This is a genomic window from Micromonospora sp. WMMD987, assembly GCF_029581435.1.
GTDB classification, from domain to species: Bacteria; Actinomycetota; Actinomycetes; order Mycobacteriales; family Micromonosporaceae; genus Micromonospora; species Micromonospora rifamycinica.
The window spans coordinates 802,408-826,302 of sequence record NZ_CP120861.1 but is presented as its reverse complement, the minus strand read 5'-3'; the positions used below and the strand labels follow the sequence as shown (position 1 = coordinate 826,302).

The 23,895-nt window shown below is 73.4% G+C and carries 23 protein-coding genes; 5 read left to right on the top strand and 18 right to left on the bottom strand.

All coding sequences use genetic code 11. The annotated features are described in order from the left end of the window. Positions 1–219 precede the first annotated feature (219 nt). Positions 220–1,386 (top strand): AI-2E family transporter, encoded by a 1,167-nt coding sequence (locus O7612_RS03720; protein ID WP_282270465.1) that lies wholly within the window; start codon positions 220–222, stop codon positions 1,384–1,386. Positions 1,387–1,502: 116 nt separating this feature from the next. On the opposite strand, the gene O7612_RS03715 is transcribed toward O7612_RS03720, so the two are convergent. After that, entirely contained in the window at positions 1,503–2,159 is a 657-nt protein-coding gene (locus tag O7612_RS03715) for a dienelactone hydrolase family protein (RefSeq protein ID WP_282270463.1), read from the bottom strand. A 122-nt stretch (positions 2,160–2,281) separates the two neighbouring features. Between O7612_RS03715 and O7612_RS03710 the strand changes: the two genes are divergently transcribed. The 3 genes from O7612_RS03710 to O7612_RS03700 all read left to right on the top strand — a co-directional run bounded on the left by O7612_RS03710 (position 2,282) and on the right by O7612_RS03700 (position 3,260). Continuing rightward, entirely contained in the window at positions 2,282–2,674 is a 393-nt protein-coding gene (locus O7612_RS03710) for a MerR family transcriptional regulator (protein WP_282270460.1), read from the top strand. After that, positions 2,644–2,991, top strand: a complete 348-nt coding sequence (locus O7612_RS03705; RefSeq protein WP_282270458.1) for a thioredoxin domain-containing protein — start codon at positions 2,644–2,646, stop codon at positions 2,989–2,991. The genes O7612_RS03710 and O7612_RS03705 overlap by 31 nt, the downstream gene beginning before the upstream one ends. Positions 2,992–3,080: 89 nt before the next feature. Next, positions 3,081–3,260: a hypothetical protein gene (locus O7612_RS03700; protein WP_282270455.1), complete on the top strand. Its 180-nt coding sequence runs from the start codon at positions 3,081–3,083 to the stop codon at positions 3,258–3,260. Positions 3,261–3,390: 130 nt separating this feature from the next. Here O7612_RS03700 and O7612_RS03695 read toward each other — a convergent pair whose 3' ends face one another. The 10 genes from O7612_RS03695 to O7612_RS03650 all read right to left on the bottom strand — a co-directional run bounded on the left by O7612_RS03695 (position 3,391) and on the right by O7612_RS03650 (position 16,206). After that, positions 3,391–5,763, bottom strand: coding sequence for a glycoside hydrolase family 65 protein (locus O7612_RS03695; RefSeq protein ID WP_282270453.1), 2,373 nt, complete (start codon positions 5,761–5,763; stop codon positions 3,391–3,393). Beyond that, a complete protein-coding gene (locus O7612_RS03690) occupies positions 5,760–6,509 on the bottom strand; it encodes a beta-phosphoglucomutase family hydrolase (RefSeq protein WP_282270451.1) in 750 nt (249 codons plus the stop codon). Before O7612_RS03690 ends, O7612_RS03695 begins: the two co-directional genes overlap by 4 nt. 49 nt (positions 6,510–6,558) lie before the next feature. Continuing rightward, positions 6,559–7,026, bottom strand: coding sequence for a DUF4442 domain-containing protein (locus O7612_RS03685; protein WP_282270449.1), 468 nt, complete (start codon positions 7,024–7,026; stop codon positions 6,559–6,561). Positions 7,027–7,163: 137 nt separating this feature from the next. Beyond that, positions 7,164–7,466, bottom strand: coding sequence for a hypothetical protein (locus O7612_RS03680; protein WP_282270447.1), 303 nt, complete (start codon positions 7,464–7,466; stop codon positions 7,164–7,166). 148 nt (positions 7,467–7,614) lie between these two features. Continuing rightward, on the bottom strand, positions 7,615–8,922 hold the full coding sequence (locus tag O7612_RS03675) for an ABC transporter ATP-binding protein (RefSeq protein WP_282270445.1): 1,308 nt from the start codon (positions 8,920–8,922) through the stop codon (positions 7,615–7,617). A 131-nt stretch (positions 8,923–9,053) separates the two neighbouring features. Beyond that, on the bottom strand, positions 9,054–11,228 hold the full coding sequence (locus O7612_RS03670) for a bifunctional glycosyltransferase family 2 protein/CDP-glycerol:glycerophosphate glycerophosphotransferase (RefSeq protein ID WP_282270443.1): 2,175 nt from the start codon (positions 11,226–11,228) through the stop codon (positions 9,054–9,056). A gap of 15 nt (positions 11,229–11,243) precedes the next feature. Further along, positions 11,244–13,163, bottom strand: coding sequence for a DUF5941 domain-containing protein (locus O7612_RS03665; RefSeq protein WP_282273784.1), 1,920 nt, complete (start codon positions 13,161–13,163; stop codon positions 11,244–11,246). 41 nt (positions 13,164–13,204) lie between these two features. Then, a complete protein-coding gene (locus O7612_RS03660; protein ID WP_067315695.1) occupies positions 13,205–13,948 on the bottom strand; it encodes an ABC transporter ATP-binding protein in 744 nt (247 codons plus the stop codon). Further along, positions 13,949–14,776, bottom strand: a complete 828-nt coding sequence (locus tag O7612_RS03655) for an ABC transporter permease (RefSeq protein ID WP_282270439.1) — start codon at positions 14,774–14,776, stop codon at positions 13,949–13,951. Positions 14,777–14,835: 59 nt separating this feature from the next. Continuing rightward, a complete protein-coding gene (locus O7612_RS03650) occupies positions 14,836–16,206 on the bottom strand; it encodes an L-serine ammonia-lyase (protein WP_282270437.1) in 1,371 nt (456 codons plus the stop codon). Positions 16,207–17,015: 809 nt separating this feature from the next. On the opposite strand from O7612_RS03650, the gene O7612_RS03645 reads away from it, so the two are divergent. Beyond that, positions 17,016–17,222, top strand: coding sequence for a PspC domain-containing protein (locus O7612_RS03645; RefSeq protein WP_282270435.1), 207 nt, complete (start codon positions 17,016–17,018; stop codon positions 17,220–17,222). A gap of 393 nt (positions 17,223–17,615) precedes the next feature. Here the strand turns inward: O7612_RS03645 and O7612_RS03640 are convergent, their stop codons facing one another. The 7 genes from O7612_RS03640 to pdxH all read right to left on the bottom strand — a co-directional run bounded on the left by O7612_RS03640 (position 17,616) and on the right by pdxH (position 23,686). Then, entirely contained in the window at positions 17,616–18,383 is a 768-nt protein-coding gene (locus O7612_RS03640; RefSeq protein WP_282270433.1) for a DUF4230 domain-containing protein, read from the bottom strand. Positions 18,384–18,483: 100 nt separating this feature from the next. After that, positions 18,484–19,647: an acyl-CoA dehydrogenase family protein gene (locus tag O7612_RS03635; RefSeq protein WP_282270431.1), complete on the bottom strand. Its 1,164-nt coding sequence runs from the start codon at positions 19,645–19,647 to the stop codon at positions 18,484–18,486. A 21-nt stretch (positions 19,648–19,668) separates the two neighbouring features. Then, positions 19,669–19,983 carry a type II toxin-antitoxin system VapB family antitoxin gene (locus tag O7612_RS03630; protein WP_282270429.1) on the bottom strand — a complete coding sequence of 105 codons (315 nt, stop codon included), beginning with the start codon at positions 19,981–19,983 and terminating at the stop codon, positions 19,669–19,671. Between the two features lie 180 nt (positions 19,984–20,163). Beyond that, positions 20,164–20,766, bottom strand: a complete 603-nt coding sequence (locus O7612_RS03625) for a nitroreductase family protein (protein WP_282270427.1) — start codon at positions 20,764–20,766, stop codon at positions 20,164–20,166. Between the two features lie 2 nt (positions 20,767–20,768). Further along, a complete protein-coding gene (locus tag O7612_RS03620; protein ID WP_282270425.1) occupies positions 20,769–21,698 on the bottom strand; it encodes an aldose 1-epimerase family protein in 930 nt (309 codons plus the stop codon). Positions 21,699–21,764: 66 nt separating this feature from the next. After that, positions 21,765–23,060, bottom strand: a complete 1,296-nt coding sequence (locus O7612_RS03615; RefSeq protein WP_282270423.1) for an MFS transporter — start codon at positions 23,058–23,060, stop codon at positions 21,765–21,767. After that, positions 23,057–23,686 (bottom strand): pyridoxamine 5'-phosphate oxidase, encoded by a 630-nt coding sequence (gene pdxH, locus O7612_RS03610; protein ID WP_282273783.1) that lies wholly within the window; start codon positions 23,684–23,686, stop codon positions 23,057–23,059. Before pdxH ends, O7612_RS03615 begins: the two co-directional genes overlap by 4 nt. Positions 23,687–23,895 lie beyond the last annotated feature (209 nt).

The window sequence follows — 23,895 nt, the reverse complement described above, 5'->3', positions numbered from 1 at the left end:
CATGCCCCGACTGCGGATAGTAGCGATATCTGTCGATAGTTACCAGGGGCGCACTCCCCTGGACAGCGTCCCGCCGGCCCGGCCGACGTGCGCCATGCGGTCCACCGTCCGGGCGGGACCGTCCTGACCGGAACCGACCGACCGGCGCGACGTTGAGTCACCGGGTGTCGCGGCCGACCCGGTCGGGTATCGACCCCGCCGAGACCGAGGAGGATCAACGTGGTCGAGGACGATGCCGGGCGTACGCCCGAGGTGACGGCTGCGGGCGCCCGGCCGAGCCCACGGCAGACCTGGGCGTCGCTGCCCTGGCTGGTCCGCACGGCGGTGGTGTGGAGCGCCTGCCTGGTGGTCGTGGTGGTCGGGCTCTACCTGCTGGGGAGGGTCGCGGTGCTGCTGGCCCCGCTGGCGATCGCGGTGGCGGTCACCCTCTTCCTCACCGCGCTGCTGGACCCGGTGCTGCTGGGCCTGCGCCGGTTGCGGGTGCCCGCGGCGCCCGCCGCGCTGCTGACCGTCCTGCTGCTGCTCGGGGTGCTGGTCGGGGTGGGGGTGCTGGTGTGGAACCTGACCGCCGCCCAGTTCGGGGAGTTGAGCCAGCAGCTCGACGAGGGGCTGCAACGGTCCCGCGACTTCGTCACCGGGACTCTGCCGGTCAGTGACGCCCAGCTCGACAAGCTGGTCGGGCAGGTCCGTGACGGCCTGGGCGGCGGCACCCCCGATCCGGTCGGCGGGGCCCGGACGGCCGCCGAGGTGTTCGGCTCCGCGCTGCTCGCCCTGGTGCTGCTGTTCTTCCTGCTCAAGGACGGCCGGTCGATGTGGCACTGGGTGTTGCGGCGGTTGACCGGCCCGAACCGTACGGTGACCGCCGAGGCGGGCCGGGCCGGCTGGCGCACGCTGGGCTCGTACAGCCGGGGCACGATGATCATCGCGGCCATCGACGCGATCGGCATCGGGCTGGCGCTGGTGCTGCTCGGGGTGCCGTTGGCGCTGCCACTGGCGCTGATCACCTTCCTGGGCGGCTTCGTCCCGATCATCGGGGCGACGGTGGCGGGCGCGGTCGCCGTCCTGGTGGCGTTGGCCGCCAACGGCCCGACCACGGCGCTGCTGGTGCTGGCGGCGGTGATCGCCGTGCAGCAGATCGAGGGCAACCTGCTGGAACCGTTGATCATGAAGCGGCAGGTGCAGCTCCATCCGGCGGTGATCCTGGTGGTGGTCACGGCCGGCACGCTGATCGCCGGGGTCGCCGGCGCGTTCGTCTCGGTGCCGATCGCGGCGGTCGCCTACCGGGTGGTCGACACCGTCCAGCGGCACCGCGAGCAGGCCGCGTCGACCCCGCCGCAGCACCGCCCGCACCACGGCCGGGACGACCCACCCGCCGTCCCAGCGTGACCGACGACCCACCCGCCGTCCCGGCGTGACCGACGACCCACCCGCCGTCCCGGCCTGACCGACGACCCACCCGCCGTCCCGGCCTGACCGGCCTGACCGCCGGAGGTCCCCAGCGGTCAGGCCGGGACGGGCAGGTGCCGGACGAACCAGTCGGCGGCGGCGTCGGCCACCTGTTCGAGGGTGCCCGGCTCCTCGAACAGGTGACCGGCACCGGGCACCACCCGCAGTTCGTGCGGGGCGGCCAGCCGCCCGGTGGCCTGCTCGTTGAGCGCGACCACCTGGTCGTCGAGGCCGCCCACCAGCAGCAGCGTCGGCGCGCGTACCCCGGCCAGGGCCGGACCGACCAGATCCGGTCGGCCGCCCCGAGACACCACCGCGGCGATCCGCTCCGGGCGTCCGGCGGCGGTCACCAGGGCGGCGGCGGCACCGGTGCTCGCCCCGAACAGGCCGACCGGCAGCCGACCCAGCGTGGGCTCGGCGGTGAGCCAGTCGACGGTACCGGCGAGCCGACCGGCCAGCAGGTCGATGTCGAAACGCCGCTCGGCGGTCCGGGCGTCGAGCGCGTCCTCCTCGGCGGTGAGCAGGTCCACCAGGACGGTCACCAGCCGCCGGCGCTGGAGCACCCGGGCCACCGCCACGTTGCGCGGGCTGTGCCGGGAACTGCCGCTGCCGTGGGCGAAGAGCACCACGCCCGTCGCGTCGTCCGGCCCGTCGACGTCGGCCGGCAGCCTGGCGTCCCGCAGCGACACCGTCGCCTCGGCGCGTACCCCCATGGTGCCGCCCCCTCCCGGTCGTGCGGTCGGCGGTGGTTACCCGCCCGGTGGGCGCTCTCACCCGTTGCCTTGACACCGGCGACAAGGTCTAGCGTGACGCCGGGGAAGGCCGAGGAGGTCGGATGCTGATCGGTGAGCTGGCGGAACGGGCCGGCACGAGCACCCGCACGCTGCGGTACTACGAGACGCACGGGCTGGTCCGGCCACGCCGGTCGGCCAACGGCTACCGGGTGTACGACGAGGCCGAGCTGCGGGTGGTGCACGAGATCCGGGCACTGCTGGCGATCGGCTTCGGCCTCGACGACATCCGGCCGTTCGTGGCCTGCCTGCGGGCCGGTCACGCCTCCGGGGACGCCTGCCCGGACTCGGTCGCCGTGCTGCGCCGCAAGCTGGCCGAGGTGGACGCCTACCTCGACCGGCTCGGCACGGTACGACGCCAGCTGCACGAACAGCTCGCCCAGGCCATCACGCAACGGGAGGAAACATGCCTCAGGACACGGCAGCGGGAGCACTGACCGCCGTCACCGACGCCACCTTCGCCGCCACGGTGCTGGCCGCCGACCGACCGGTGGTGGTCGACTTCTGGGCGGACTGGTGCCCGCCCTGCGTCGGCACCTCCCGGCAGCTGGCCGAACTGGCCGGGGAGTTCGGCGACCGGCTGCTGGTGGTCACGGTGGACACCGACGCGAATCCCGCCACCGCCCGCGCCTACGGGGTGCTGTCGCTGCCCACCCTGCTGGTCTTCGTCGGTGGGGTGGTGGTCGGCTCGATCGTCGGCGCCCGGCCGAAGAACCACCTGCGGCTCGCCTTCACCCGCCACCTCGACGGCTGAACCTCCGTTTGCGATGGCGACGGGTGGGAAGACGCGGGTGACGTCGACACCGGCGCGTCCGCGCCCCGCACGGATCACGAGGTTTCGCCATGGCCAAGCGGAAGGCACGTCAGCAGACCCGGACCATCACGCAGGACCGACCCGAACCGGACGCCGAGCGCGCTCCCGACTGGGCGGACGAGGCGGCGCAGGCCCGTACCCCGGAGGATCCGCGGGCGATCGCGCCCCGCGACGCCGGTGGCCGCCCGTCCAACGGCCCCCAGTTCTAGCCGGTGGGTGCACGGTGGGGAGGGTCGCCGTCGCGGAAGTGGCAGCGACCCTCCCCACCGGTGCCCGGCCGTGCCGGGCCGGGCACCGGGGTCGACGGTCAGGCGCGGGACGCCCGGGAGGCGCAGACCGTCAGGCGCGGGACTCCGGGAGGCGCAGCAGCGGGGACCGGCCGGCCGGCTGCTCCGGTTCGGGGCCGCCCGCCCTGGCCTGCGGCACGGGGACGGTGACCGGCGCGGCGGAGGTGACCCGGACGGGCTCGCCGTGGTGCCGCAGCTCCACGGCCGTGTCCGGACCGCCGTTGCGCAGCGAGTAGGTCGTCTGGTGCGGTCGGACGTCCACCCGCAGCCGCATCGACCGCCACTGCAACGAGAACTCCAACCGGCTCAACCCGCTGGACAGCCTCGGGGCGAACGACAGCGTGCCGTCGTGGTCGCGTAGCCCGCCGAAGCCGGCCACCAACGCGATCCACGCCCCGGCCAGCGACGCCATGTGCACGCCGTCGCGGGTGTTCTCGTTCAGGTCGTGCAGGTCCATCAACGCGGCTTCCCGCAGGTAGCTGTGGGCCAGCTCGGGGTGGCCCACCTCGGCCGCGAGCACCGCCTGGGTGCAGGCGGACAGGGACGAGTCCCGCACCGTACGCCGCTCGTAGTAGAGGAAGTTGCGCAGCTTCTGCGCGTCGGTGAAGGCGTCCCCCCGCCAGTGCATCGCCAGCACCAGGTCGGCCTGCTTGACCACCTGCTTGCGGTACAGGTCGAAGTACGGGTAGTGCAGCAGCAGCGGGTACTTCTCGGTCGGGGTGCGCGCGAAGTCCCACTCCTGGAGCCGGGTGAAACCCTCCACCTGCTCGTGCACGTCGAGGTCCTCGTCGTACGGGATGTGCATGGCCTGGGCGGCGTCGCGCCACTCGGCCGCCTCCTCGTCGGTCACCCCGAGGTCGAGCGCCGCGTCGCGCAGGCGCATCGCACAGTCGGCGGCGGCGAGCAGGTTCCGCTGGGCCATCAGGTTGGTGTAGATGTTGTCGTTCTTGACCGCGGTGTACTCGTCCGGGCCGGTCACCCCGTCGAGGTGGAACCGGCCGTTGCGGTCGTGGTGCCCCAGCGAGCGCCACAGCCGGGCGGTCTCCACCAGCAGTTCCAGGCCGATGTCGCGTTCGAGCTGCTCGTCGCCGGTGACCAGGACGTAGCGGCGCAGCGCGTCGGCGACGTCGGCGGCGATGTGGAAGGCGGCGGTGCCGGCCGGCCAGTACGCCGAGGACTCCGGCCCCTCGATGGTGCGCCACGGGAACGCCGCGCCGGCCAGGTTCAACGTGCGGGCCCGCTCCCGGGCCTGGTCCAGGGTGGCGTGCCGCCAGTACAGGGCGTCGCGTACCGCGCCCGGCTGGGTGTACGTCAGCACCGGCAGGACGAACATCTCGGTGTCCCAGAAGGCGTGCCCGTCGTAGCCGGGGCCGGTGAGCCCCTTGGCGGAGATCGGTCGCCGCTCGGCCCGCGCCCCGGCCTGGAGCACGTGGAACAGTCCGAACCGGACCGCCTGCTGCACCTCCGGGTCGCCCTCGACCCGGACGTCGGCGGCGTCCCAGAACCCGTCGAGGTAGGTGCGCTGTTCCCGGTGCAGCCCGTCCCAGCCGGTCAGCCGGGCGGCGGCAAGCGCCGCGCCGACCTGGTCGCGCAGCGCGGGCAGCGAGCGCCGGCTGGACCAGCCGTAGGCGAGGTACTTGACCACCCGCAGGGTCTCGCCGGGCTGGAGCACACAGCCGATGGTGGTCCGGACCCAGTCCTGGTAGCCCTCGGACTCGATGGTGGTCCGGCCGGGGGCGGTCACGTCGTGGCCCATCCCGGCGGCCACCCGCAGCCCGCTGACCTTGGTGCGGTGGATGAGCAGGCCGCCGTCGTCGGTGGTCAGCTCCTCCTCGGCCTGCAACGGTGACTCCAGCACGGCGGCGACCCGGGGATCCCTGCTCTGTGCGGGCAGGCTCTCGTTGGCGACCAGTTCGGACTGGAGGATCAGCCGCAGCGGGCCGCTGACCGCCTCCACCTCGTAGTCGACCGCGGCGACCGAGCGCTGGGTGAAGGAGACCAGCCGGGTGCTGCGGACCTTCACCTCCCGGCCGGCGGGCGACCGCCAGTGCATCTCCCGGTGCAGGGTGCCGGCCCGCAGGTCGAGGACACGTTCGTGGCTGATCAGCTCGCCGTACCGCAGGTCGAGGGGTTCGTCGTCGACGAGCAGCCGGATCAGCTTGCCGTTGGTGACGTTGACGATCGTCTGTCCCGACTCGGGGAAGCCGAAGCCGGCCTCCGCGTACGGCAGCGGACGCAGCTCGTAGAACGAGTTGAGGTAGGTGCCGGGCAGGCCGTGCGGCTCGCCCTCGTCGAGGTTGCCGCGCAGCCCGATGTGACCGTTGGAGAGCGCGAAGACCGACTCGGACTGGGCCAGCACGTCCATGTCGAGGCGGGTCTCCCGGACGTGCCAGGGTTCGACCGGGTAGGCCCGTTCCCGGATCACGTGGCCGACCCGGTGAGCAGGTCGCCGAGGTCGGTGACGACCACGTCCGCCCCGTGGGCGCGCAGCTCGTCGGCCTGGCCGACCCGGTCGATGCCGATCACGTGGCCGAAGCCGCCGGCCCGGCCGGCGGCCACCCCGGCCAGCGCGTCCTCGAAGACGGCGGCGTCGGCGGGGGCCACCCCGAGCAGCTCGGCGGCGGCGAGGAAGGTGTCCGGGTGCGGCTTGCCGCGCAGCCCCCGGGCGCGGGCGACCAGCCCGTCGACCCTGACCTCCAACAGCGGTTCCAGGCCGGCGGCGGCGACCACGTCGCGGCAGTTGGCGCTGGCCGAGACCACCGCGCGGCGCAGCCCGGCCCGCTCGGCCGCCTTCAGGTAGTCCACCGAGCCCGGGTACGCCTCCACGCCGTCGTGCCGGATCCGGTCCAGCAGGACGACGTTCTTGCGGTTGCCGACCCCGTTGACGGTCTCCGCGTCGGGCGGGTCGTCGGGGCTCCCCTCGGGCAGGGTGATGCCCCGGGAGGCGAGGAACGAGCGGACCCCGTCGGCGCGCGGTTTCCCGTCGACGTAGCGGTGGTAGTCCGGGCCGGGATCGAACGGCCGGAACGGTTCGCCGCCGGCCTCGGCGTGCCGGCGCAGCAGGTCGTCGAAGGTCTGTTTCCAGGCGGCGTTGTGCACCAGGGCGGTGGGCGTCAGCACGCCGTCGAGGTCGAAGAGGCAGGCGGTCACATGAGCAGGTAGGCCCAGCACGCTACGAATCTATCCACCGCCCCACCCGGGCAAACCCCCGCCACGCGGGTCAGCGGTTGGGGCGCAGCGTCCACAGGACGGTCATGGTGGCGGTGACGGTCCCGTCGGGCGTGCCGATCTCCACCGCGACCGGGAACTCGGGGCGCTGCCCGGCGTCCAGTTCGGCGAGCACCTCGGCCGGGGTGCGACCGAGCCGCGCGGTGGCCAGCACCTCGCCCATCGCCACCCGCCGGTACGCGATGTCGGCCCGCACGGCGAGCGGTGTGGCCCGGTCGAGCACCTGCCCGAACGCGGCCATCACCACCGCGCCGGAGGCGGTCTCGCCGAGGGTGAACATGGCCCCGGCGTGCGGGCCGCCGACGTGGTTGTGGGTGGCCGGCGTGTCGGGCAGCCGGACGACCGCCCGGACCCCGCCCTCAGCCTCGGGCGCGACCTCGACGATGTCGAGCGCGAGTGTGCGGGCGAACGGCACGGCCCCGAGGACCTCGGCCGCCACCTGGCGCGAGTCGATGAGCATGCCCTGACGTTACTATTCAGTAACTTTAGGGACAAGGCCACCGGGTCGCGCTCCGGCAGCCGGCGCGGGAAGCCACCCGGGGGCGGGGGCTGGCCGACCAGCCGACGCACCCCCGCCGCACTCGGTGTGGGGTGGCGTCAGCTGGCGTTGGAGCAGAGGAGCTGGACGTTGGCGGTGTAGGTGTAGTCGCTGATCTTCGTGCTGCTGCTGAAGATGGTGCGGCAGTCGATGATGGGGTTGAAGCCGCCCAACTGGGCCTTCCACTTGGCGTCGTTCTCCGCCGACCAGACGGCGAACGTGGACGAGGGGCCCGACCCGTAACCCGAGTAGTAGCCGACCCCGTTGGCGACGGCGGACGCGGGGGCCGCACCGGCCAGCAGGGTCACCGCGGTCGCGCCGGTGACGGCGGTGGCCGCGAGAATCTTGTGGACCAAGCGCATGACAGCTCCGTTCTGTGTGAGGGGCACCCCGAACCTCGCACAGACACCCAGAGTAGGCAATCGATTACCGAATAGTCGACCGCCGTTTGACGGCCCGGGTGGGAACCGTCCGGCAGGCCCCGGCCGGACGGAAACGGGGCCGGCCGGGTCAGCGCCAGCCGACGTCGATCCGGTCGCCGCGCTCGTCGAAGAAGTGCAGGGCGTCCATCCGGACCGCGACCGCCATCGGATGACCCGCCGAGATCGCCGGGTACGGCGCGAGCCGGACCGCCAGCTCGGCGGGGCGTCGGTGGTGCCGGCCGGGGTCGTTGAGCACACTGCCCCGGTTGCCGCCGGGCGTCGGCGGGGCGGGCTGCTCAGGCTCGCCGGCCCGCCCGGTAAGCCGGGACATGACCTGACCGAACCGGCGCAGTCCGCGCTGGCCCGAGGCGTCGTCCTCGGCGGGGGCGCTCATCTCGTCCACCATGATGGCGGTGGCCCCGATGTCGAGGAAGGCCAGCGACTCGTGCCCGTGGTGCTCCAGGTAGCGGACCCGGCCCTGGAGCACGTCGCCGGGGGTGTCCGGGGCGACCGGGGTGAGCGCCTCGGCCCGCATCCCGACGACGATCCGCTCACCGTGGTAGTGCGCCACCGCGCGGCTGCGGATGTCGTCCCACGGCAGGTAGAGCGCCTGGTCACCGAGGGTGAGCGTGACGTACCGGTCGAGGTGGACGTAGACCGACGCCTCCAGCAGGTTCATCCGGGGGCTGCCGAGGAAGGCGGCGACGTACAGGGTCGCCGGTCGGCCGTACACCTGGGTGGGGGTGCCGACGTCCTGGAGCACGCCCTTGCGCATGATGGCCACCCGGTCGGCCATGGTCAGCGCCTCGGCCTGGTCGTGGGTGACGTAGAGGGTGGTGACCCCCAGCTCGCGGGTCAGCGCGGAGATCTCGGCGCGCAGCTCGGCGCGCAGGCCGCTGTCCAGGTTGGACAGCGGCTCGTCCATCAGGAAGAGCCCCGGCCGGCGGACGATCGCCCGGCCCATCGCGACCCGCTGCCGTTGGCCGCCGGAGAGCTGGCTCGGCTTGCGGGCGAGCACGTCGCCGATGCCGAGCGCGCTGGCCACGTCCTGCACCCGCTCCCCCCGCGGCACCGGCTCGACCCCGGACAGCTTCAGCGGGAAGCCGATGTTGTCACCGACCGACATGTGCGGATAGAGCGCGAAGTCCTGGAAGACCATGGCGATCCTCCGGTCGCGCGGCGGCAGGTCGTTGGCGACCTCGCCGTCGAGCATCACCGCCCCGCTGGTCGGCTCGGCCAGCCCCGCGATCATCCGCAGAACGGTCGACTTTCCGCACCCGGACGGGCCGAGCAGCACCATGAACTCACCGTCGACGACGTCGAGACTGACGTTGTCGACGGCGACTGTCCCGTCCGGGAACACTTTTGTGACGTCCTTCAGCGCGACGGTGGTCACCGTCTCCTCCCCCAGCTTGGCCGAACCCCGGGTTGACTGTGACGAGCATCATCGGGTTAGCACATCGGGTAAACGTGCCATGTTCGACTGATGACAGCCCTATTACGGGCCAGTACGGCGATCCGCCCGGATCACCCATGTTCCCCGAGGAAGACCCGGCGGACCACCCGCTCGGCGGCGTGCCCGTCGTCCCAGGAGCAGAACCGCTCCCGGAACGCCCGCCGCGCCCGGTCGGCCGACGCCCCGGTCACCGCACCGGAGCGGAAGACCGCGCACAGCTCGTCGAAGGTCACCGCGACCGCGCCCGGCGCCTCGGCGGTGACGTCGAAGTAGACCCCCCGGGCCAGCCGGTAGGCGTCCCGGTCCGGCGCGTAGATCACGATCGGCCGGTCCAGCACCGCGTAGTCGAACATCGCCGACGAGTAGTCGGTGACCAGCACGTCGGCCGCCAGGTAGAGGTCCTCGACGGCGGCGACGTCGCTGACGTCCCGCACCCGCCCCCCGGTACGCTGCCGGTCCCGCCCCTCCCGGTCGTGGAAGTAGTGACTACGCACCAGCAGCCGCCCGACCGGCCCGAGCGCCGCCAGCAGCCGGTACGGATCGAACGGCGGCCGGTAACCCGGCAGGTGCTCCCGGTGGGTCGGCGCGTAGAGCACCACCCGGTCACCCGGGTCGACGCCGAGCCGGGCCCGCACCGCCCGCACCTCTTCTGCGGTGGCGGTGACCAGCCGGTCGTTGCGTGGGTAGCCCACCTCCAGCCGGACGTAGTCCGCCGGGTAGGCGCGGTCCCACATCTGGGTGGAGAAGGCGTTGGAGGTGATGCTGTAGTCCCAGCGGTCCACCCGGCGCAGCAGCCCCGCGAAGTCCGTCCCGACCGCGCCGAGCGGGTACCGCTGCTGGTCCAGCCCCATCACCTTGACCGGGGTGCCGTGGTGGGTCTGCACGTGCACCTGGCCGGGGCGCTTGCGGACGAAGTCCGGGAAGTTGACGTTGTTGACCAGCCAGCGGGCCCGGGCCAGCACCCGCTGGCAGTCACGGGTGCCGGCGACGACGTACTCGGTGCCGGGCGGGAGGGTGCCGATCCGGTCCCGCCGGACGATCCACACCCCCCGCACGTGCGGGGCCAACCGGCGGGCGGCGGCGGCGATCGCGGCCGGGTTGCAGGCGCACCCGCGGTACCAGTAGGCGGCGTAGACGGCCAGCGTCGGGTCGATCGGCCGGCGCAGCTCGGCCCGGTAGTACTCGTGCAGCAGCGCGTCCCGGGCCAGCCGCGCGGTCCGCCGGACCACCGGCCGGGCCTGCCGGTCGGCGCTCCGGGCGCGCTCGCGGGCCTGGTGGGCGGTCCGCAACGCGCGGAAGGTACGCCACCGGCCGGCGGCGACCAGCCGGTGCTTGAGCCCGTCCAGGCCGTCCGGCACCGGGTACCCCCCGGCCGGGCGGAAGCGCCGGTGGTCGGCGGTGATCCGCCGGAAGAACGCCGGCCGCAACGGCGCGGCGATCCGGTTGCCGTTGCCGAGCACGGTCAGGTAGTGCCAGATCATCCGCTCGAAGACGACCGGTCGCAGCCCGGCCAGTTCCGGCCGGTCGTCGAGGAAGGCGAACACCCGGTGCCACTGGTCGAAGACCTCGAAGTGCCGGTCGTCGAGGGTCCGGGTGATCGCTCCGGAGCGGCGCTGCCGGTAGTTGACGCAGACCCGGTCGAGCACCCCGATCCGCCCGGCGGCCAGCAGCACCGGGTAGCTGAACGCGACGTCCTCGTACCAGCCCGGGGCGAACCGCAGCCCGAGGCCGGTCAGGAACTCCCGGCGGACCAACCGGTTCCAGGCGGTGTGCAGCAGGCGCACCGTCTCCGGCCGCTCCGCCAGCCGGAAGGTCGCCACGCCCGGCGGTTCACCGAAGACGTCCGCCAGGGCGCTGCGGGTGGCGCGTTCGTCCCAGTGCACCCGCACGTGGTCGACCAGCAGCACGTCCGGGCGGGTGGCGGTGAGCCGGTCGGCGACCTCGGGCAGGCAGTCGGGGGTGAGCCAGTCGTCGCCGTCGAGGAACCAGACGTACTCGCCGGTGGCCCGGTCCAGCCCGGCGTTGCGGGCCGGACCGAGCCCCACGTTGGCCGGCAGCCGGACCGCCCGGACCCGGGGGTCGCGGGCGGCGTACTCGGCGAGGATGTCGCCGCAGGCGTCCGGGGAGCCGTCGTCGACCCCGATCACCTCGATCTCCCGGTACGGCTGGCCGAGCAGCGAGTCCAGGCACTCGCGCAGGTAGCCCTGCACCCGGAAGGCCGGTACGACGAAGCTGATCAGCGTCATCCGGCCGCCCCCGTCTCAGCCCGGCGAACCGCCCCGCACGGGTACGGCCGCCGCGCGGCCCGCGCGGGCCGGCAGGACGACCCAGGCCAGCACCACACTCGCCACGAAACCCACCAGAAGGTACGCACCGAGTGTAGCCATGACAGGGCTGGCAAATCCGGCGATCGCCGCCACCGCCAGCAGCACCGAACGCCCCTCCCAGCCCAGCGTCCACCGGTGCAGCGGCGGGGCCGCCTGCCGCTTCTCCAACCGGGCGGTCAGGTCGTAGTGGTGCACGGTCAGCACGAAGACGTACCCGAAGACCAGCCAGGCCGGCACCCCGCCGACCACCCCGACCACCGCGGCGAAGAGGTACTCCCCGGCCCGCAGCGCCGCCGGCACCAGCCAGTCCAGCGGTCCGTTGTGCGCCGCGCCCGCGCCCAGCCCGGCCACCAGCAGCACCAGCAGCGCCACCGGCAGCCACCAGCGCAGACCGCCCGGGTCGCCGTCGCCGGCCACCCGCAGCAGCCCCACCACCAGCAGCACCGCCGGGCCGAGCGCCCCGAACACCGCCAGGGTCAACGGACCCATCGGGCGGACCACCGGCAGCCGGGCCGCCACCGGCCCGTCGTCGCGGTGCAGCGTCGCGTCCACGGTGTCCAGCACCGGCACCCACATCCAACGCGCCCGCAGGGTCCGCAACGCGCCCGTGTACCCGAACGCCAGCACCCCCCACACCAGCACCGAGACCAGGCTGACCAGCGGCCCGAACAGCGCGGCGGTGACCGCGATCAGCGCCCACCGCTCGCCGATCGGGAAGACCACCGTCCGCTTCAACCAGTACGACACCGAGCCGGTGTCCGCCTGCACCCGGGTCGACGCGGCGTTCAGCTTGCCGCCGATCCCCCCGGCGGCCGGGGTGGCAGGGCGGGGACGCCGGGCCGCCTCGTCGTGCAGCACCCCGTACCAGGCGTCGGTCATGTGCCGGACGGTCTGCAACGTCATCGCGGCGATGGCCAGCGCCCAGCCGTACCGGAACCCGGCGTGCGTCGCGCCGTAGCCCAGCCCCGCGTAGACCAGGTACTCCTTCGCCCGGTCGGCCATCGTGTCCAGCCAGCCGCCCCAGGCGCTGAAGTGCCGGGTGTAGCGGGCCAGTTGCCCGTCCACGCAGTCCAGCACGAACCCCAGGTAGAGCAGGATCCCACCGGCCACCAGGGCGGCCCGGCCACCGACACCGAAGAGCACCGCCGCGACCACCGCGAAGAGCACCGAGACCATGGTCACCCCGGTCGGCGTCAGGCCCAGCCGGGCACACGCCCTGGTCACGTACGGCGACCAGGTGCTGACGAAGTAGGTGGTGAAGAAGTCGTCGCGTTCCTTCACCGACAGCCGCAGCTCCGCCCGGTCCTCGTCCACCCCGGCCAGGGCCGCCTCGGCGGCGGCCAGCCCGGCCGGGTCGGTGACCCGGTGCGCCACGAGCAGGCGTACCCGGTGGGCGAAGGTCAGGGTGCCGAGGTCGGTGAACGCGGCGAACAGCCGGTCCACGGCGGCACCTGACGCCGGGGCGACGGCCGCCGAGCGGGCCGCGGCGGCCAGCGCCGGCAGGTCGTCCGCGCCGACCCGCAGCGCGCCACCGAAGACGCCGGTCGCGTCGGGCAACTCCGGGCCGGCGGCGACCACCTGCCCGCGCTCCTCGCGGACCACCGTCCGGCCGGCGGCCGGCGGGTCGGTGAGCACCAGGGCCACCGTCGGGCCGACCGGGCTGGTCGCCAGGTGCCGCAGGACGGCCGTGTGCGCGACCAGGTCGGCCCCGGTGACCAGGACCGGGCCGGTGACCGTGTCCACCAGGGCGGCCAGCTCGGCCAGGCCGGTGACGGTGTGCACCCGCTCCGCCCCGGCCCCGCGCAACTGCCCGGCGAGCCGGTCGGCCAGGGGTACGCCCGTGCCGGTGGGCAGGCCCGCGGCCGGCGCACCGGCGGCGAGCACGATCGCCACGGTCACCTCGGCACCGCGGCGTGGTACGCGTCGAGTGCCTCGGCGACCGTCCCGTCCACGGTCAGCCGCCCGCCGTCGAGGTAGAGCCCCCGACGGCAGAACCGGGTCAGGTCCTTCTCGTTGTGTGACACCAGCACCAAGGTGCGCCCCTCCGCGAGCAGTCGGTCGATCGTCGAATAACACTTCCGGCGGAACTCCGCGTCGCCCACCGCGGTCACCTCGTCCATCAGCAGGATCGGGTGCGGCAGGTGCGAGATGATCGCGAACCCGAGCCGGACCTTCATCCCGGACGAGTAGTGCCGCACCGACGTGTCGATGGCCCGTTCCACCTGCTCACCGGCGAACGAGACGATGTCGTCGAAGTGCCGCCGCAGGTAGCCCGTGGAGAGTCCGTGCAGCCCGCCGACCAGGTAGAGGTTCTCCCGGCCGGTCAGGTCGTTGGAGAACCCGGCGGAGAGTTCCAGCAGCGGCGCGACGTCGCCGCGGACGGTGATCCGCCCCTCGTCGGGGATGAGCACCCCGGCGATCAGCCGCAGCAGGGTGCTCTTGCCGGTGCCGTTGCGCCCGATCACGCCGAGCGTGTCGCCCGGCGCGACGGTGAACGAGACGTCCCGCAGCGGCCAGAACTGGCCGGCGGTGGTGGCCCGGCCGCCCCGGTGGATGAACAGCTCCCGCAGCCGCAGCTGCCGACGGCGGTTGCGGACGAAACGGATGCCGAGACCCTGCGCCTCGATGATCGGCGGCACCTAGAGTTCCTTCAGCACGGCCGGTTCGAGCCGGCGGAACGCCCACCAGCCGGCCACCAGCACCAGCAGGCTACCGACGACCGTGGTGGTCAGCAGCCGGGCGTCCGGGAACTCGTCCGGGTACCAGATGGCGTGCTGGAGCTGGAAGATGCCGACCAGCGGGTTCAGCTCGTAGGCCACCTTCACCCAGCCCGGCATGCCGGACTCCCGGACCAGGCTCAACGGGTAGATAATCGGGGTGGCGTAGAACAGCACCCGGATGACCAGCCGCATGAACCGCTCCACGTCGCGCATCAGCACGTTGACCGCCGACAGCAGCAGGGCCAGCCCGATCAGCAGGATGCCCTGCACGGCGACGGCGAGCGGCAGGCTCAGCAGCGACCAGCCCAGGTCGATCCGGCCGTGCACGGCGTAGACGGCGGCGACGGCCAGCAGGATCGGCAGGCCGGCGACGTACTCGGCGAACCGGCCGGTGACCCGGCCGATCGGGAAGACCTGCCGGGGCAGGTTCATCGTGGTGATCAGGCGGGACTGCCCGGTCAGCGCGTTGGTCGCCTCGCTCAGCGCCGAACTGGTCCACATCCAGGCGAAGATGCCGGTGACCAGGAACAGCGGGTACGACCCGGCGGCCTCACCGAGGTGTCGGTTGGTCGGCCCGGAGTAGAGCACCCCGAAGACGAAGAAGTAGATCGCGCCCATCCCCAGCGGCTCGATCAGCGACCAGAGGTAACCGAGCACGGACTGCTGGTACTTCACCGCGAGATCGCGTCTGACCAGGATGCGTAGTGAGTTGCGGTGCGACCACAACGCCGTGACGCCTGCGGTCACCGTCGCCTCCCGCCTGACAACAACGGACGACAGGTTAGCAGTCGGTGAACGAACGCCCCTCAGCACTCGATCACGTTGACGGCCAGGCCGCCGCGTGCCGTCTCCTTGTACTTGACCTTCATGTCCGCCCCGGTCTCGCGCATGGTCTTGATGACCTTGTCAAGCGAGACGTGGTGCACCCCGTCGCCGCGCAGCGCGAGCCGGGCCGCCGTGATCGCCTTGATGCTAGCCACCGCGTTGCGCTCGATGCAGGGGATCTGCACCAGCCCCCCGACCGGGTCGCAGGTCAGCCCGAGGTTGTGCTCCATGCCGATCTCGGCGGCGTTCTCCACCTGCCCGGGAGTGCCGCCGAGCGCCTCGGCCAGCCCGGCGGCGGCCATCGAGCACGCCGACCCGACCTCGCCCTGGCAGCCCACCTCGGCCCCGGAGATCGAGGCGTTCTCCTTGAACAGCACCCCGATCGCCCCGGCGGCCAGCAGGAACCGGACCACCCCCTCGTCGGAGGCCCCCGGCACGAACCGGGTGTAGTAGTGCAGCACCGCCGGGATGATGCCGGCCGCGCCGTTCGTCGGCGCGGTGACCACCCGGCCACCGGCGGCGTTCTCCTCGTTGACCGCGAGCGCGAACAGGGTCACCCAGTCCATCGCGCGCAGCGGATCGGTCGAACCGGCGTCGGCCTCCAGGCTGCGGCGCAACTCGGCGGCACGGCGGCGGACCCGCAACCCGCCCGGCAGCACCCCGTCCCGCTCGCCGCCGCGCGCCACGCACTCGCGCATCACCCGCCAGATGTCCAGCAGCCCGGCCCGGACGTCTGCCTCACCGCGCCAGGACAGTTCGTTGGCGAGCATCACCGCGCTGATCGACAGCCCGGTGCCGGTGGTGACGTCGAGCAGCTCGGCCCCGGTCGAGAAGGGGTGCCGCACGGTCGTGCTGTCCGGCGTGATCCGGTCCGCACCGGCCGCCGCCTCGTCCACCACGAACCCGCCACCGACCGAGTAGTACGTCCGGCTGCGGACCTCGGCCCCGGCCGCGTCCCAGGCCACGAAGGTCATCCCGTTCGGGTGGTACGGCAGCGACCGGCGGCGGTGCAGCACCAGGTCCCGGTCCGGCACGAAGTCGATCTCCTGGGTGCCGAGCAGGGCGAGCCGACGGTGGGCGCGGATCCCGGCGACCCGGGGACCGACGCTGTCGGTGTCCACCGTCTCCGGGCTCTCACCGGCCAGCCCGAGCAGCACCGCCCGGTCGCTGCCGTGGCCGTGGCCGGTCGCGCCCAGCGAGCCGAACAACTCGGCCCGTACCCGGGTGACGGTGTGCAGCAGCCCGTCGGCCTTCAGCCCGGCGACGAAGGTGCGCCCGGCGCGCATCGGACCCACCGTGTGCGAACTGGACGGGCCGATGCCGACACTGAAGAGGTCGAAGACACTGATCATCGCTGCTCTTCCTCGCCGTCGCCCCGGTGGTCCCGGGTCCGGTCGGGTCGTATGGTCACCCGGGATCCCCGGCGACCTGCGGATTCCGCCCGGGGTAAGGGCGGCGTCGACCGGCGAGCCTACCCGGCCCGGCCCACCACACCCCCGTCACGCCCCACCCCCGCACACGCCCCTGCCCCACCCCCGCACGCACGCCTCACTCCGCGCCCCCACCCCCATCCCCCACCCCGCACGCTCCCCGCACCCCGCACGCACGCCTCACTCCGCGCCTCGCGCCCCGTACACGCCCCGCACGCACGCCTCACTCCGCGCCCCGCACGCACCCCGCACGCACGCCTCACTCCGCGCCCCGCACGCACCCCGCACGCACGCCTCACCTCGCGCCCTGCGCCCTGCGCCCTGCGCCCTGCGCCCTGCGCCCTGCGCCCCGCGCCCCGCGCCCCGCGCCCCGCGCCCCGCGCCCCGCGCCCCGCGCCCCGCGCCCCGCGCCCCGCGCCCCGCGCCCCGCGCCAAGATCATGCTCGATCCTGGTTGTAGTGGCATCCCTGGGCGGCGAGGCCACTACAACCAGGATCGAGCATGATCTTGTGGCGGCCGGGTCGGGCGGTGCGGGCTGTGGGCGCGGGTAGGCAGTGCGGGATGCGGCGGCTTGCGGCGGGGCTGCGGCGGGAGGCGTCAGCCGAGGCCGACTCGGGTAACCACCTACGGGTACGGGGTCACCGGATCAGCCTCGGGACGGAGGGCACGGTGGCCGCCACTTCCTACCGTGGAGTACAGCGCGGCGGATCGCCGCAGACTGGAGTCAGACGATGAGTCGCAAACTGGTCCGGCCCCGCGAGGGGCGCATGCTCGCCGGTGTCTGTGCCGGCCTGGCCCGCCGGTTCAACACCTCGGCCACCCTGGTCCGGCTGCTGTTCCTGCTCTCCCTGCTGCTGCCCGGCACGCAGGTGATCGTCTACCTGGTGCTGTGGATCCTGATGCCCAACGAGGACCGCTACGCCACCGCCACCCACTGACCGCGCCGGGCACCGCCCGACAGGGTTGTGCCCCGATGATCAAGGGAGTTCGCGTCAGTCCCGATCGGTTGACGTGAACCCCTTGATCACCAACGCCGCCAGACCGGGAGCCGACCAGACCAGAGCCGGAGCCGGGTTAGACCGGGGGCCGACCAGACCGGGAGCCAGACCAGACCAAGAGCCAGACCAGACCGGGAGCCAGGTCAGACCGGGAGCCAGACCAGACCGGGAGCCAGGTCAGACCAAGAGCCAGACCAGAGCCCGAGCCAGGTCAGACCCACGGCCGACCAGACCGGGAGCCAGGGCAGACCCGGGGCCAGGGCAGACCCGGGGCCAGGGCAGACCCGGGGCCAGGGCAGACCCGGGGCCAGGGGAGGGTGGCGGGTGCCCCGGTCAGGGGGCGGTGTAGGTGATGGTGACCTTCTCGTAGCCGAGCGAGCGGAGCAGGCCCTCCAGCATCTTGCGGGTGTTCTCCTCGGCACGCTGGGTCAGCCCGCTGTCCCGGGCCGCCGTGGTGATCCGCTCCTCGGCCATCCGGTACACCTGCTGCTGCCGGTTGGGGTCGCCCTTGACCAGATCGCCGATCCGGTTGAACAGGCCGCGCTCCTCGGCGAAGACGTAACTCTTGTCCAGGTCGAGGTTGGTCTGGCCGAGCTGCGGCGCGGGCAGCTTGACCTCGACGGACTTGCCGTCGGCGGACGGCACCACCGCCCCCTCGGCGATCTTGCCGAAGTCCACGTACGCCTCGACGCTGCCCGCCCCGACGAAGAGGGTCCGCTGGTTGAGCAGGAACTCCGGCACGTTGTTGCGGTCGTTCTGGAGGTCGACCACGACCTGGAAGTTGCCCTCCGCCGCGACGTAACGGCTGAGATCCTGGATCGACTTGAGCAGCGGCGGCTGACTGCGGTCGGTCTGCTCCTTGGCGAAGGGGTTACGGAAGTCCGGGAAGATCCCGGTCAGCTGGGTACCGAGCAGCACCACCACGACCAGCGCCGCCGCACCGAGCACCCAGAGCAGGCCCCGCGCCTGGCCGCCGCCGGCGCGGGGCGGGTCGGCCGGTGGGGTTTCCGGGTCGGCCGGCTCGTCCGACCGGGTACGCAGTGTGTCGGCGGTCGGGTAGCCGGGGAACTCACTCTGGGGGGTCTCACCGTCGCGGGCCATCGCCCTCACCGTCCTCGTCAGACACGTGCCTCTGTCGATGACGGTACGGCCACCGTGCGACGTCCGCGCGGCGAGTGCCCCGAACGGGTGACGGAGGGTCTCAGCCGAACGCGGACAACCCGGTGAGCCGCTGCCCGATGACCAGCTGGTGGATCTCGGAGGTGCCCTCGTAGGTGAGCACGCTCTCCAGGTTGTTGGCGTGCCGCATCACCGGGTACTCGCCGGAGATCCCGTTCGCGCCGAGGATCGTCCGGCACTGCCGGGCGATCGCCAGCGCCTCCCGGACGTTGTTCAGCTTGCCCACGCTGACCTGCTCCGGCCGCAGCGTCCCCGCCCCGGCCAGCCGGCCCAGGTGCAGGGCGAGCAGCAGCCCCTTGTTCCACTCCACGGCCATGTCGGCGAGTTTGGCCTGGGTGAGCTGGAACCCGGCGAGCGGACGGCCGAACTGGGTCCGGGCGGTGGCGTACGACAGGGCGGTCTCCAGGCAGTCGCGGGCCGCGCCGAGCGCGCCCCAGACGATGCCCTGCCGGGCCTCGGTCAGGCAGCTCAGCGGTGCCCGGAGCCCGACCGCCCCGGGCAGCCGGGCGTCCGCCGGCAGCCGGACCCCGTCGAGGACGATCTCGCCGGTCACCGAGGCCCGCAGCGACATCTTGCGGCGGATCTCGGGCGCCGTCACCCCGGGGGCGTCCATCGGCACGAGGAAACCCCGCACCCCCTCGTCGGTACGCGCCCAGACCACCCCGACGTCGGCGACCGGCGCGTTGGTGATCCACATCTTCGCGCCGTCGAGGATCCAGTCGTCGCCGTCGCGGCGGGCCCGGGTCACCATCGAGGCCGGGTCGGAGCCGTGGTCCGGTTCGGTCAGGCCGAAGCAGCCGATCGCCTCGCCGGCCGCCATCGCGGGCAGCCAGCGCTGCTTCTGCTCCTCGCTGCCGAAGCGCCAGACGGCGTACATGGCCAGCGAGCCCTGCACCGACACCAGGGAGCGGACGCCGGAGTCGCCGGCCTCCAGCTCCAGGCAGGCCAGCCCGTACGCCACGGCCGAGGCGCCGGCGCAGCCGTACCCGGTCAGGTGCATGCCGAGCAGCCCGAGCCGGCCGAACTCGCGGGCCAGCTCGCGCGCCGGAACCCGGCCGTCCTCGTACCAGCCGGCGACGTGCGGGCGGACCCGCTCGTCGACGAGCCGGCGGACGACGGCCCGGATCTGCCGCTCCTCCCCGCTCAGCGAGGCGTCGACGTCCAGCAGGTCCAGCGCAGCGCCCATGGTCGCCACCCTAACGACTGCTCAGGCGGACGTCTCGGGCTGACCGCTGAAGACCAGCACCCGGGCGTGGATCTGGTTGCGCTGCTGCAACGCGGCCCGCAGCGCCCGGTGCAGACCGTCCTCCAGGTAGAGACCGCCGCCCCACTCCACCACGTGCGGGAACAGGTCGCCGTAGAAGGTGGAGTCCTCGGCGAGGAGCTTGTCCAGCGCCAGCTCGCGCTTGGTGGTGATGAGCTGGTCCAACCGCAGCGGACGCGGTGGGATCTCCGCCCACTGCTTGAGAGTCAGGTGGTGTTCCGGGTAGGGACGCCCGTCCCGGACCGCTCTGAAGATCACGGCACGCTCCCCTCCCCGTGGTCAGGCCGACCCTCGGCGTGGTGCCGGGTCACGCCGGGATACCGCACCGTGCGGCACCGATGACCGTGCCAGCCTATCCGCCCCTGCCACACCACGTTCTGCTCCCCGTTGCCGGTTCCGGTAACCCCGACACCTACCCGCGCAGGGTACGAAGCAGGATCAACTCCACCGACCGCGCCGCACCACCTCGTCCACCGGTCGGCGACCCCGCCGCAGCGACGGTGACCGGTGGTCCAGCGCCCGGTAACCCACCGTCATCGCACCGATCGGATGGTATTCCGCCGGCACCCCGAACGCCTCCCGGTACGGCGGCACCCGGTCGGGCGGGATGCCGAAGAAGCACGCCCCCAGCCCCTCGTCCACGGCGGTCAGCAGCATCAGCAGCGCGGCGAAACCCGTGTCGACGTACCAGTAGGGCACCGGCCAGCGGTCCTCCGAGCGGTCCGTCCAGCCCTTGTCCGGCTCGGCGTAGCGCTCCAGGTAGGCGGTCCGGTTGGCGTGCGGCACCACGATCAGCGGGGCCCGGCGCATCCCCGCCAGCCACCGTCGGCGGCCACCGCCGTCCGGGGTGGCCGCCGTCCAGAACCGCTCCCGGTCCGCCGGCTCCTCCAGCACCAGGAAACCCCAGCCCTGGGCGAAGCCGGCCGACGGGGCCCGGACCGCGTGGTCGAGCAGCCGGTCCACCACCTCCGGCGGCACCGGCCGGTCCGGGTCGTAGTTGCGCACCATCCGGCGTCGCCGGACCACCTCGGCGAACTCCATGCTCAGGCCCCGGGCCGGATGCCCCAGCTGCCCCGCCAGGTCTGTCCCGCGCCCAGCTCGATCACGTCCCGGCCGGACCGGAACGCGTCCGGCGGGCAGGTCATCGGTTCCACCGCCACCGATCGGCGGTGCCGTTCCCCGGTGAGCGCGTCGCCGGTGAAGACCTGCCACCAGCCGAACTCCCGGTCCGCCCAGAGCCGTACCCCGTCCGTGCCGTCGGGGGCGGCCAGGGTCACCGACGAGCCGCCGTCGTCGTCCCGGATCACGTCACCGAAGCAGAGGTCGAGCTGCGCTTCACCGATCGGCCGGGGGGTGGTCCAGTCGTATTCGGTGCCGGCCACCGGGGTCGCCCCGATCGGCAGCAACCGGGCGTCGACCTGGAGCCGGCTGCGGGCCGGCAGCCGCATCGTGAGGTCGTCCACCGCGACCCCGGCCAGCCGCAGGTACGGGTGCACGGAGAACCCGAACGGCGCGGTCTCGACCCCGGTGTTGGTCACCTCGTGCTCGGCACGCAGCCCGTCCGCCCCCACGCTCCACCGGCTGCGCAGCCGCAACGGCCACGGGTAGCCGGGGGTCGGCGGCAGGTCGTAGCCGAGGGTCACCGCGTCGGCGGACTCCTCGACCAGCTCCCAGCGCACCCAGTTGACCAGGCCGTGCAGGGCGACCCCGCGGGCCGGCTCGGTCAGGTCGAGCTGCAACGACCGGCCGCCGAAGGTGTACTTCCCGTCCCGGATCCGGTTCGGCCAGGGGGCCAGCACGTGTCCGGCGCTGCCGGGACTGATCTCGTCCTCGGCGTAGCTATCGAGGTAGTCCACCCCGTTCCACCGGAACGTCCGTACCCCACCGCCGACCTCGACGATGACGGCCTCGTGGCCGTCGGCGGCGATGGTCCACTGTGTACCGGAGGCGGGGCGCTGTGCGGCGTTGTCCATGCCGTGACCTTAGTCGGTGCCCTGCTCCGCCCGCCGGACCCGGCGCACCGTCCCACCGGGCGGGGATCAGCCGCCCTGCCGTGCCGTCGCCGTGCCGGCCCGGTAGCGCAGCAGGGCCGGGAAGCTGACCACCAGCAGCACCGCCAACGCCGCCGAGAGCAACCCGCCACCGACCCAGGCGACGCCGGGGCCGAACCCGGCCGCCACCGCCCCCGCCCGCAGGTCGCCGAGGCGCGGACCACCGGCCACCACCACCGTGTTCACCCCCTGGAGCCGGCCGCGCATCCGGTCCGGCGCGTAGACCAGCAGCAGCGACTGCCGCAGCACCGCGCTGACCAGGTCCGCCGCGCCGGCCACCGCGAGCAGGAGCACCACCAGCCAGAGCTGGCGGGCCAGCCCGGCCGCCGCGACGGCCAGCCCCCAGCCGACCACCGCCACCACCAGGGCGAGCCCCTGCCGGCGCAGCCGGCCGATCCACCCGGAGGTCAGGCCGCCCAGCATCGCGCCGATCGCGATCGCGCTGTAGAGCCAGCCCACCACCGCGCCGCCGCCGAACCGCTCCTGCGCCACCTCGGGAAAGAGCGCCCGGGGCATGGCCAGGGTCATCGCGATCAGGTCGATGGCGAACGAGGAGAGCAGCACCGGGGTGGTGGCGAGGTAGCGGAAGCCGTCGAGGATGCCGGCCAGGCCGCCCCGCCGCGCCTCGCCCTCGGCGGGTGGGGCCGGCGGCATCGCCGGCAGCCGCAGCGTCGCCACCACCAGCGCGGTGAACAACACCGCGTCGGCGGCGTACGCGACCGGCAGCCCGGCACCGGTGCCGAAGGCGGCGAAGACCAGGCCGGCGGCCAGTGGACCGGCCACCGCCGCGGCGGTGAAGGTGGTGTAGTTCAGGGTGCTGCCCGCGGGGACCAGTTCGGGCGGCAGCAGCCGGGGCAGGATCGCCGACCGGGCCGGCGAGCTGATGGCGAACGCGATCGAGTGCACGGTCACCAGCGCCAGCAGCAGCACCGGGCTGCCGAGGCCGGACAGCGCGTGCCCGAGCAGGCCGAGCACCGACACCCAGAGCAGCCCCGAGCCGACCAGCAGCACCCGCCGTCGGTCCCGGGCGTCGGCGACCGCCCCGCCCCACAGTCCGAAGACCAGCAACGGCAGGAAGCCGGCCACCCCGAGCAGGCCCACCCAGAACGAGTTCCGGGTCAGCTCGTACATCTCCACCGGCACGGCGACCGCGGTGAACTGGAAGCCGAACATCGCCACCGTGTTGCCGAGCCACATCCGACGGTACGCGGGGATCCGCAGCGGGCGCAGGTCGATCGCCCAGCGGCGGACGCCACCCGACCGGGCCGCCCTGACGGCGGTCACGGTGCCAGCCGCTCGACCACCCAGTCGTCCCCCCCGACCCGCCGGAACCGCAGCCGGTCGTGCAGCCGGCCGGCCCGGCCCTGCCAGAACTCCACCGACTCCGGACGGACCCGGAACCCGCCCCAGTGCGGGGGCGCCGGGACCGGCGTGCCGGCCGGGAAGCGCTCCGCCGCCACCCGGTACGCCTCCTCCAGCGCGGCCCGGTCCGGCACCACCTCGGACTGGGTGCTCGCCCAGGCGCCGAGCTGGGAGCCGCGCGGCCGGGTGGCGAAGTACGCCTCGGTCTCGGCCCGGTCGACGCGCCCGACCCGACCGGTCACCACCACCTGCCGCTGCATCGGGAACCAGGGGAAGACCAGGCTGGCCCACGGGTTGACGGCCAGCTCGGCGCCCTTGCGCGAGTCGTGGTTGGTGTAGAAGACGAAACCCTCCCGGTCGTACTCCTTGAGCAGCACGGTCCGGCCGCTGGGCCGACCGGCGGCGTCGGCGGTGCCGAGGACCATCGCGTTCGGCTCGGGCAGCCCGGCCGCGACCGCGTCGGCGAGCCAGCGGCCGAACTGGGTGGGCCAGTCGGCGGCCAGTTCCCGCTCGGTGAGGCCCCGGTCGGCGGCGTACTCGTTGCGCATGCCCGCCAGGGCGGGTGTGTCGCCCGTCACGTCATTCTCCCCCTCGCCGGGCGTGCCGCGTCCTGACGACGCTGGTCAGCCCACTGATCAGTCTCACGGCAGGGGCTCCGACGTCCAGCGGCGGGGATGTCGCGTGCAGCACAGTCGCAGCGGGTCGCGCACCTGGTTACTCACCAGGCAAGATGGCACGAACACATCCCTGAGGGTCG